This is a genomic window from uncultured Holdemanella sp. (genome assembly GCF_958348295.1).
Lineage (GTDB): Bacteria > Bacillota_I > Bacilli_A > Erysipelotrichales > Erysipelotrichaceae > Holdemanella.
In genome coordinates, this window is record NZ_CATVYQ010000005.1 from 52404 (window position 1) to 64174 (window position 11771).

7 protein-coding genes are annotated in these 11771 nt (G+C 34.9%); all 7 read right to left on the bottom strand.

All coding sequences use genetic code 11. The features are described from left to right. Window positions 1–201: 201 nt before the first annotated feature. The 7 genes from Q3907_RS01880 to Q3907_RS01910 all read right to left on the bottom strand — a co-directional run bounded on the left by Q3907_RS01880 (window position 202) and on the right by Q3907_RS01910 (window position 11567). Window positions 202–1572: a hypothetical protein gene (locus Q3907_RS01880; protein ID WP_301896967.1), complete on the bottom strand. Its 1371-nt coding sequence runs from the start codon at window positions 1570–1572 to the stop codon at window positions 202–204. Window positions 1573–1831: 259 nt separating this feature from the next. Beyond that, the gene (locus tag Q3907_RS01885; RefSeq protein WP_301896968.1) at window positions 1832–2971 is read right to left on the bottom strand and encodes a hypothetical protein; all 1140 of its coding nucleotides are present in this window, start codon (window positions 2969–2971) and stop codon (window positions 1832–1834) included. 269 nt (window positions 2972–3240) lie between these two features. Continuing rightward, a complete protein-coding gene (locus Q3907_RS01890; RefSeq protein ID WP_301896969.1) occupies window positions 3241–4263 on the bottom strand; it encodes a SpaA isopeptide-forming pilin-related protein in 1023 nt (340 codons plus the stop codon). Then, on the bottom strand, window positions 4260–5114 hold the full coding sequence (locus Q3907_RS01895) for a class C sortase (RefSeq protein WP_287803312.1): 855 nt from the start codon (window positions 5112–5114) through the stop codon (window positions 4260–4262). Before Q3907_RS01895 ends, Q3907_RS01890 begins: the two co-directional genes overlap by 4 nt. A gap of 61 nt (window positions 5115–5175) precedes the next feature. Further along, window positions 5176–7014: a SpaA isopeptide-forming pilin-related protein gene (locus tag Q3907_RS01900; protein WP_301896972.1), complete on the bottom strand. Its 1839-nt coding sequence runs from the start codon at window positions 7012–7014 to the stop codon at window positions 5176–5178. A 21-nt stretch (window positions 7015–7035) separates the two neighbouring features. After that, window positions 7036–10503 carry a collagen binding domain-containing protein gene (locus Q3907_RS01905; RefSeq protein ID WP_301896973.1) on the bottom strand — a complete coding sequence of 1156 codons (3468 nt, stop codon included), beginning with the start codon at window positions 10501–10503 and terminating at the stop codon, window positions 7036–7038. Between the two features lie 770 nt (window positions 10504–11273). Beyond that, window positions 11274–11567 (bottom strand): hypothetical protein, encoded by a 294-nt coding sequence (locus tag Q3907_RS01910; RefSeq protein ID WP_301896974.1) that lies wholly within the window; start codon window positions 11565–11567, stop codon window positions 11274–11276. Window positions 11568–11771: the final 204 nt, after the last annotated feature.

Below are 11771 nucleotides of genomic sequence, written 5' to 3' on the forward strand. Positions count from 1 at the left end.
AGAGGACCTTTCACTACCATGTGGAAATGTGCTGTACCGCAACATCAAATAACGGCATTACAGACTACTATAGAATTTTAACCACTCCACGAATGAAGAAAGTATGATTCTAGTTCATCTGTACTTTCGGCATTACTGCCAAGGTCCGTGAATCGACCTTATATAAAAGTTAAGGCAATCTGCCTTAATTTATATATTTAACTAAAACTGGCTAATGAGTGTAGCCATATCTTCTAAATTCTTTTTGCTGATGTTTTTTTCTTCGAGCACAGGATTTAAATTAGAATAACTAATCTCATTGATGGATACACCATGATATGAAAGTTTTCTTTCAATCACAGACTTTAACATGGATGGCCTTGCAGCCTGAATCTTTTTACCTAAGTTTCTTTGAAGAAATTTAAAATCCATTTTATTACAGTTAAATACATCACCAGATGCGATGACTTCATTTGCAAGGATTTCCTGCAATAATTTCTTTTCCTCACATTCCTTTCGGAAAATTTCGTAAAGTTCAGCACGATATTTTTTATAAGCTTTTGAAAAATGCCATCCATTGATTTCACTTTTTTCTTTGCTGGTTCCATCTTCATTGTAGTTGTCTGGATTTGTTGCACGTCTGGAAGCATCCATCTTCTGCAATAATTCAGTTTTCTTATCCTCATGATTTTTGATTTCTAAAGGATATGTTTTAACACCATCTTCTGTCGAAACCGTAAGACTTGTACTTGTAAAGTACAAACCAACATTCCCTTTTCCAAGCTGCCTTTTCAATTCACCTGTCTGTTTATTAAATTTATCAGGCACATGTCCTTTCAACGTGAGCTGGATATAATATTTCCATTTTCCTTTGATCTTTTCACGTTTTACAGCACAATAGCAGATTTCCGATTGCAAAGCCTTCCATTCATACAACGTGCATTTGGCAATGTCAATTGAAAATTCAAGTCCTTGCCATTTGACCAATCCAGCTTTCTTTTCATCATCTAAGATGAATCGAATCCCTGTTGTGTTCTGACTTCCGCAAAGGCTTTTCAAAGAATCTTTTCTTTTGTAATGCACACAAGGATTTACCTTATCTTCATCACTTCTGTATTGATCTTTGATAAATTCTTCTTCCATCTTCTCAAAAGCTCTGAAACAACGTACTGCCAGATTATTACAAATCTGAGAATTTAGGTTTTTCTTATAATATCCTCGATATTTCTTCATATCCATTCCAAATCCGAACTCAGACCAATTAAACATCTTCTTGATGTTGTAAATAATATCATATTGTTCTTTTCTTTGCTTTTTAAAATCCTGAATCATCTTTTTTGTTTCTTTTGAAATATCAGACGCATTATTTAGAGACTTAATCTGGTATGTATAATCCTTTATCAAGCTTTGGGCATTCCGATAATCCTTGCGTTTTGTCATTTCAAAATATTTCTTTTTTTCAAAATTCAAAAATTTATTGTACAATTGCTCACCCAGTCTAAAACGTTTTTCTAAAATGTGTTCTTGATACAACTCTGTTTTCAAGGACAATGTAAGTATATATCGCCCAGATGTATTTTCTGCATTGCTCATAATATAAATCCTCCTTTTGTATTGAAAAAGCAGACAATTCTAAGAATTGTCTGCCTTTAAAACGGTTGCTGAAATTTTATCTTTGATTTTACAAATTTGAAATTTATAATTGTTAAAACTATTGATGATCTCAATTGGTGCATTGGGTAAAGGCTCGTACATGTCATCTAAATATATCCTGTTCTGTGGTTCTCTCCAAAAAGTATCGAGTTTCAATTTACTGTAATCAATCATAGATACTCCAACATTCCTTTTTGAGCTATTCAAGAAAAATCACACAGTCTTTGATTGGCTGACTGTCTTCATCAAGTCCTGCTATGATTTCTGAAGATACCGATACCCGTGTGCTTTTTATTTTGCTATTTTTTATTGAAAAGTCTGATAATTTATATAAACCGTCCGGTAATACCACTGGAAGAACACACTCTCCTTTTTTTAATGTAAATGTATTTATCCAACGAACGCCATCATACATACTGATATAACCTTTTTTATCCGTTTTTAGATAATCTTTTTTATAGTTCTTTAGAGCTTTTTCATCATCCTTCAACATTTTAATTTTAAATGTTGCATTCTCGTCTGACACTTTGTCATTTTTAGATTTTAAAACGACTCTTGTAGCAGACTGTATAGATTGATCGCATTCAATCATCTTAACTGTACCTTTAGAATCAGATGAAATCTCCTTACCATCCTTCATACGAATGTATGTATATGGAGTATCTTTATCTCTTGAAACCACAAGTTCAAAAGGATCTAAATTTATTTTGTCATCGATCTTTTTAATAATATAAGTTCCTCTTAAAAAATCATTCGATTGAAGCACTCCATTATCATCGGACTCCAAAATTTGATAATCACCTTCTGAATCATTCTCTTTTGCAATTTCAATTGCTTTTTCTATATCTTCATTAGCCTCTTCATAATATTCTTTTTTTACACACTCGAATCTTGAATGTAAAGGTATTACATCACCATTATCATCGGTTTTGATAGATGTAATTTTAAAGCGTGAATGTATTTCTGTCAGATTTACAGATAAATTTGAATCTGTATCCTTTGTTTTATACGTAAATGTATAATCCTTCTTTTTGATGTTTTCCATTTTTTTATTTTTTTGTTTTAAAACCGAGTTGTTTTCTTTGATAGAATCAATACCATATTTAGAATGGATTGTAATTTTTAACTCAGTATCCGGTGTGAAATCAAATAAATCATCCCCTCCCTCAACAGGATAAGATATACCGTTATCTGTCACAACTTCAGCAGTTCCTAAACCGCCTGTAATCTCAAAATGTAGTGATTTTGAATTCTCATCCGCAAGAGTATTGAATACAGTTCCAGTCATTATTACAGACGCCGACACACACGTATACAAAATGTTTCTTATCATCGACATAAAGCTTTCCTCCTTATACACCATGTCAGTACATCAAGCATTCTTTATACATCTTCTTTAACTTGATTTTTAGTAAAAGAATGCCTATGATTTGTAGTACAGAGCATATATCATGTCGTCTGGCAATTGCGACCAGTGGGACGTGATATATGCTCTGCTTTTACATTTCCCTAGTATTTATAAATTATATTTATATTGCATATGAAACTAACATTTAGATTTAGTTCCATATGCAATAAAAGGAAGGTACACCCCTTCCTTTTATTTAACTATGCCTCGTTATTTTTGCGAATCTTGCGAACAGTTGCAATGGAAGCACCTAATGCAATGACTACTACGCCTAACATCATATACATCATGTCTTTGTTTTTAGCAGCACCTGTGTTTACACTAGGCAACATGACATTCTGGTATACGATTGAATAACGATGATTATCATCTACGTGAACTTCCTTGTCATTTACAAACAAACCTTCGTCCGTAAATTTAACCTTTACAACTTCATCCGATAACTTATATCCTTGAGGAGCACTAGATTCTTTAATGTAAGTTGTTCCGTAACGAATCAAGAATTCAGCAGTACCAGTTTCCTGATTGCCTGCGATAGTTTCAAGTTTTGAACTTTCAGCACAGTTTTCCTGTGAATATGAAGTGAATTCAAATTTGTTTGACTTGATATTCTGTCCAGTTACACTGTCAACCTTGTTTACCAAGATACGTGGTAAAGCAGTATGTTTTGGATATACCGTTACATCATACTGGAACAATTCATCTTCATCATCCCATGTTGGAATTCCAACAATAAATGGAGTAATTGTTTCATAATCAGATAAATCTTCAACGTAGACTAAATAAACACCAACAGGAAGATCTTTGCAAGTTGCTTTTCCTTCTTCGTCCGTTGTCATTTCATAGTCAGGAGTCTCAACTTTTTTGGCCAGATCCTTAGCTACTTTGTCGATCTCATCTGCTGTTTTAATCTCATTCAAGTCCAAATCCTCGTCTGCAAAAGGCTTATATTTAATGATATATTCACCTTTTACGATGTCAGCAATCTGAACCACACCGAATTTAACATTTTCTTTGGAAAGATATTTATCATAAGCATCTGTCAATTCTACTGAGATTGAACCTAACCCATTATCAGGAACCTTAGTCAAATCCTCTTCAGGAAGAATTGTAATGTCCCCTACATCTGGATTATCTGTAATATCTTTAGCCTGCACATTTAAGCATGGTACTAAAACTAGCATCAGGCTTAATGCTAAACCAATTTTTTTCAGAATCTTCATGATTTTAACTTTCTCTCCTTTCTCTTATTTAAAATAAATCTAACAATCAACATAAATACAATTAAAAATGGAAGTGCTGTAAATAGAAGTTCTCTCCAACTCATCATTTCTGGTTCAATGGCTTCTTTTTTCTTCTCACTGTATGGTACACGCTTACCAGTCAGAATCAATCTGTGTGTATTTATTCCATATGGAGTACATGTAATCAAAGTTGCAAGGTCCTTGCCTTCTTCAATTCCAAGAACATCAGGTGCTTCTTCTTTTTTTACAATTTCTATTTTATAGATTTGATAAGCTAGTGTTTTATTTCCTACACGAATGTAGAATAAATCATCTTTTTTCAACTCATCAAGTCTTGTAAATAATTTTGCGTTTGGAAGACCCCTATGACCCGTCAGAACAGTACGTGTATTTTCTCCACCGACTGGAAATGAAGAATTTTGTAAATGGCCAACACCATTTGATAGTACATCATCCCATGTTCCGTGATAAATTGGAAGGTCAACGCCTATCTTGGGAATCTCAATTGAACCCATAATTCCATTATCAGAAAGGTTCAAAATATTTTCATAGCTTTCATCCGATAAAATAGCTGTATCGATATCTCCTACAGAAGCTCCCATTGTTTGGAAAAGCATATCATTATAATTGTGAGCCTTTTGAATCTGTTCAATGATTTTTGCTTTATCCGTATGTTTTACTTTGCTCTCATAGGTTGAAATCATACTATTCTGCTGTATGCTAGAATGAATACTCGATACCAGTGGAATCGAACATAAAGATATTCCGATTACAATCAGTAAACGAACTGTCCAACTGGTTTCCTTGATAGCTTTAATAATCGACTTCAATATCAGCACCTCCAAAAATGAAAAGGTGGCAGTACTGCCATCCTATTCATTTATTCAAAAATTAGTCTTTATTTGCTTTTTTTCTTTTTTTATCTAATGCCAATGCACCAACTACAGTGATTGTACCTGCGCCTAGACAAATCATTGTTAAGTTAGAACCAGTGATTGGCAATTTAGTACCTACGTAGTTGACTACAGTGATGTTAGCAGAACCGTCTGTTACATCTGTTTTTAAGTTAGTGTCGCTTTCTTTGTAAGCACCATTTAAGAATTCCTTAACATGAGCAGTTGCTTCTAATGTTTTCAAAGTCTTGTCAGTTGCACCTTCACCTGCGTTGTAGTTATTACGTTCATCCGTGAATGTTGGTTTGATTGTGATAACGATTGGGTCTTGCAATTCACGATATCCAGCTGGAGAATCCGTTTCTTTCAAGTAATAAGTTCCCTGATCCAAGCCTAAGATAGTGAATACACCTTTTGCATCTGAAGCCATTTCTACTGCACTGCTAGGGCGTGTTCCTCCAGAATGGTCAGTTCCGCCTAAAGAATCACGGTTCATAACAACATATCCGTTTGGAGATTCCTTAACATACACTTCATTTGTACAGTTTTCATCACTGTATAGACGGAATTTAGCATTCTTCAATAATTTGTTGTGGTTGTTGACTTTTAAACCATTAATTTTATAAGTGAAGCAAACTACTGTATCCCAAGGAGTTGTTCCTGTAGAACCATTTCCATCACTGTCTGGGTTGTTGCTATATTCAAGGCGAACAGCATTTTCAAATCCTGCACGACCAGTACGAGTCGATGCATTGTCATTCAATGTCGCATTATAGTTTAAACGAACAGATTGGCCATAAGTATTTTCGTTGTTGTTGTTCATTCCTTCTGGGAATTGTTTGTCAACGATAGCTTTTAAATCTGGAATTTCTGCATAGAATGTGTCTTCACCACTATTTTCAACTACTTTAAATTCATTACTCTTTAATGTATATGATTTCTTGTTGCTTGAAATTGTGATAGAAACAGAGTCTTTATTGAAAGTCAATGCATTGTCCATCTTGTCATGGAAAATCATTTTATATGTTTGATATCCATTCATGTCTGGTACATATGTATCGTGGTAGTAAGGAACTGTCTGTCCAATTTCATAGTCCCCAATATCATTCCATCCTACATTGTTGTCATCTTCATTGATTTTCTTAATCAAAGTAGGATAATCGGATTTGATATTAACCTGAGCATTAGGATTTGCTGTATTTGTTAAAATCAATGAAGCTGCTGAATGTGTATCCTGTACAGCAGTAACTTCATCTGTTAAATAATAACCATATCCCAATCCACTGAACTTAACAGAACCATCGACTGCATTTACAGCTGTAACATTAACTGTATTTGGAGAAAGACCTTCCTTAACAAGTTCATCTCTTAAAGCTTCTACAAAGTGACGATAATTGCTGTAACGGCCTTCTAATTTTTGATCTGCCTGAGCACCTTCCACTTTGTTAGTATTCAAAGTTTGAATATAGTCAATTACATCATATTCAGTAACTGAAGAGGCAGATTTGTTGATTTTCTTACCAACAACAGTCTGTAAAGCTGTTTTGTAATCATTGTTCCATGTATAGTTGATTGATTCATTATCCACTGCGTTTTCAGCGTCAAACAATTTATAAACTTGGAATTTTTTACCAACCAAAGATTGTCCTGCATTTGGTGTAATGGTAATAGAAGCATTTCCTTTGCCAAAATCAGCTACACCGTTAGGAGTCGCATAAGTTTGCGTTGCTTCAGCAGCATAGACTGGAGTCACTAATTGAGCAACACAAGTTGCTACAGGACTTAAAGTCATAGACAATGCAGTTAATCCTGCAAAAACCACATTTTTTGTTTTCATTTTAATATCCCTCTTTCTTCATTATTTAGAAATCATTTTATCTTTTTTAGATTTATATAAAGCAAAAGCTATTACGGCAACACCTAATCCAATTAATAGGATTGTTCCATTAGAACCTGTTTCAGGCAATAACTGTGTTGTTTTGTTTGTAATATCCACCGCAACTACACGATCTTTTTTAGATCCTTCTAGTCGAACATTACCAGATGTCTTAGATGTATCGTATTTAATTCCATCGACTGTAAATTCAAATGTGTTTGTCTGAGGTGTAGCTTTTACATATACGGAATGTACATATGCATTCCCGTTTTCGTCTACTGGAATTCTATAGCCTTGAGGGGCTTTCGTTTCCTTGAAGTAGTAAGTCTTTTCTACATCCAGATTTTTGAAAGTTAATAACCCTTTTTCATCAGAAATCTGCGTATCTACTACATTCTTGCAATCAGCATCGCTGTATAGACGGAATTCAGCACCTTTCAAGACTTTTCCGTGTTCATTTGTTTTTGTAATCTTCAAATTAAAAGGATTTACCTTATTACCAAATGTAGCATAGCCGTCCCCTGAATCTTTTGTACCATGTGTTACAAGACTGTTTGTTCCAGATGTAAATGTGATTGTACCTGTACCAGAAGCTACGTTGAATACAACTTCGTTTGGATTTAACTGATATCCATCAGGTGATTTGATTTCCTTGATTTTGTGAGTTCCAGAAGCCAAACCTGTTATCGTAATTTCACCACTGCCATTTGTCTCTAAATCTTCCGTTGAACCATTTGGCAATGTGTGACGGAATACTGCACCGCTGACAGGTGTAGAAGTTCCTGCCTGTACCTTCTTGATGTCGAACTTAATTACCTTTTCATTGACTTCAGGATAGTCGTATGTTTCAACTTTTTCAGCATTTCCTGATGTAGTGATTTTTCTCACAAATAATTCATTATTGATAAAATAACCAGTTGGTGCCTTTGATTCCTGAATAGTTATAGTTCCTACTGGTAAAACAACAGTTCCATTAGAATTTTTATAGAATACATCACCAGATACTTTATAATCATCACTAAGGCGACAATATCCATCTGAATCTGTCTTTAACACCCAAGTTCGAGCCGGTGTCTGACCGGATTTAGCAGGGTCGGAATCATACAAGCCTTTATAGTACTTTACCGTAAATTCGGCATTTGCCAAGGAAGCAGAACCTTGAGGCTTGTGAGCGTTAGTTTCCTTATCAACTTTTCCTAAGAAAATAGCAACTGGGTCGGATTGAGGATAATCCTTGAATTCTCCATTTGAGCCAATCCAAGAACTTTCATTTGCTTTTACTACAACTGAAACAACAGAATTATTCAAAGCATAACCTTTTGGATTCTTAGTTTCCTTTAGATAATATGTTCCTGCATCCAGTTCAATTTCATTTGACCAGTCCTTGTATTTTTCAGAACTGTCATACTTCCCAATCGTTAACGTATTCACTTTATTCTTGTTAGCTTTTGCATCAGCTTCTGTCTTATACACTCCATATTCAGCTCCCTGCAATGAGTAGCAAGGGTTGTTATCTGTGATAGCTGGGTTTGCAGAAGTCTTTTTAATGCAAAGTTTACCTTTAGACTGTACCTTGAAAGCAAGTTCAAAAACAGTTCCAACGGTTTGAGGTGTTGAACCACCGAAATGATGTAGGTTTGTTTCAAATCCAAATACAACATGTCTGTATCCATTAATTGTACTCGCATCTAGCACACGTAATGTGCAGGTTGGATAACGCAAATCATAACGGCTGTTTTCATTAATTGTGCCTACAGCTTGTTTGATATGGTGACAGAAAGCCTGAATTGCACCATTGAATGCAACTGGATCTGAAATATCAGTTAAACCATTTCCTCCATTCACCCATTGTCCATAACTGTTTCCATTGATATCACGCATCGTAAAATCAACAGTTTGTCCATTCATAGTAATAGACTGCGGAACCGCTAAAGCAGAGTCTGTGTAAGTACACTCTCCACCATCACCATCATTCCAGTCCACAGTATTGAAATATCCACCTGCTGTTGTTCTAGATTTGTTATATAATTCCAATGGACCGTCAATCGTCTGTACGTAGCTGTTATTACCAAATTTACCTACTACATCAATAGAGGAACCAACGCTAAACACATCCTTTGTGCCTTCAGCCAAATAAGCTAGCACATTGATACTTCCAACTTTGGCTGTACCCAAACCAACGCCGGCTGCTCTTCCCTTTGACTTGGAGATCACGATTTCAAGTGATTTTAAATTAGCGCCCAAATAAGATAATGCCATCTCTCCTGTTTCAGGGTCATACGCACCATATTCAGACTCCAAAGGAACATCTGAACCATTCACATATACTTTTACATTTTTTGGAATAATATTACTTGCGGTCTTTTCAGAAGCAAGTTGAAAACGTGTTGTCATGAAAGGACGTAAACTGATTGAATCCCCTACAACACTGTCAATAGAACCTGTCTTATCAACAACTGTAGTTTTAACTTTAACATCATTTTCTACATCAGCAGGAACTAAAAACTGTACCTGTAAATCTGAAAAATCCTCTTTTGGATTGTTATCTGTTTTTGCTTCTTTAGCCACAGTTTTAAAAACATCTTTATCAATTTTTAAGATGTGAGTTTTCTTATCATAAGAAAAGCCTTCTGTTAGTTGTTGACCATAATCATTTCCACGAGCCACATCATAATCGTATGGATAATTCTTCTTGGCTAAACCATTCACAAAAGGTGTGTCTGCCTGAATATAGTAAGCATCTCCATCTGTATATACTGTGCTTGGCTCCATTGTCTGCGTATAGATCGTATCCTTTGGGTCTTTATCAATCAATGCAGAAGTGATTGTATCGTTTTCAGATACAGCACTTGGAATTGCATACAAGTATTTTGTATATACGGTTTTAGATGTATCTATATCCATCTTTGAAAGATCCACGTCAAATGTGCCATATTTATCTGCATCTTCAGATTCAGTTACCGCATCATTTGAAGTAGAAACAGATTCATTGGAACTTTTGTCCTGAGAAGAATCATCGCTTTCAGTTTTGCTTGAATTGTTGTTTTCTTCTTTTTGCGTTTCATTTTGTTTGAACACTACGTTAAAAGAAGCATCAGCCGTCTTTGTTGTATATGCAAAGCTGAAAGATTTCTTACCACTACTAAATCCAGAGATCGTACTGTCATTTAAAGTAATATCATCAATAACTGCATTCTCATTGGATTTAGAAACAATTTTAATCTCTGTACCTTCATTATAATCAGAATTATAACTTTCTCCATCAGACAGCGTTTTTGTGAAATCGCCTGATGAAAGTGTAACTGTACCATCCCCTACAACATTCACCGAAAAGCCTGCCGTATTTACTGTTTGAGCCGTCGTTTCTTCTGCATAAGTAGGAAGCACTAGATTCAGTGAAGTTAACACAGTTACAAAAAAGGCGAGAAATGTATTCTTTATCTTTTTCATACTTTCATTCCTTCCTATTAAGGTAAATGACCTTAATTTAAATCGTTCCCCTTTATTTATTTCTATCCCTAAAAAATCTCTAACGTTAGAAATCTTGATTATTTGAGTTTTTAACAACATCAATATTCTGAAAGGAAAAAATATTGATATTTTTTCAACTCAATTTAAGGAAAATCAAATAAACTGTATCTGTTCATATTTCATCCCACCCTTTCGTTAATTTACTTTCTATGGTGCAATAGTACGGTTACTACCCGCTTTATTGCGTGTAAACAAAAAAGGAACTCACCTGAGTTCCTTTTTTTAACATTACTATATCTCTTTATTTAAGAGTTTTCTTTCTTTGATTGCGGACTGTTTTGAAATGTTTACCAGTGAGTAATAGAACACACATAGAACAATCAATCCAAAAAATAAAATCAACACCAAACCAAATTCCATTTTCAATCTTCACTTTCTTCAAACAAATCATTTCTTCTGGTATTTATTCACTGCCATGTGAATTATTGCTGTACTACATCGTTAAACACATCCTTTGTGCCTTCTGCTAACCTTCACTACCATGTGAATTATTGCTGTACTACATCCTAAAAAACTTAAAGCAACCTTCACTACGCATGGCATTACAGACTACTGAAGAATTTTAACCTCTTCACGAATGAAGAAAGTATGATCCTATTTCATCTGTACTTTCGATATTTCTATCAAGGTCCGTGAATCGACCTTATAAAAAAAGGCGGAATATTTTATTCCACCTTAAATATATAAATCTATTTTCTAGCTCCACAAGTCGAGCATCTGTATCCTGTTGTCACAGTTTCAGTATGAGTCACCGCATCATGGTGTACTGTCTGATAGCCAGTGACTTCTTCACGCCATTCAGAATGGAATCCACCACAATTGCCTCCGTTAAAATAACTGTTTTTAAAATGTGCATCAATATCTAAACCTGTTAAGTCTGCACCGCATTGATTACAGATTTCATGTTCTTTCATCTCTGTTACCGGCACCTGTTCGTCATAGGCAGGCTGATCGACAACTGTACGAGTTTCAGTCACAGCCACCCAGTTATGTGTATGCTCAGCAGGTTTAGAACTGCTTGAGTTAGAACCGCTATTGTTAGATGGCTTAGATGTGCCAGCGTTATTGCTACCGCTGTTTGAAGGTTTAGAAGAAGGCTTTGAACTGCTAGAACTTGAGTTGTTCTTGTTCGAGTGTTGATTACCAAATTAATTGCTACAAGAACATTTAAATTAAATTGTATACAT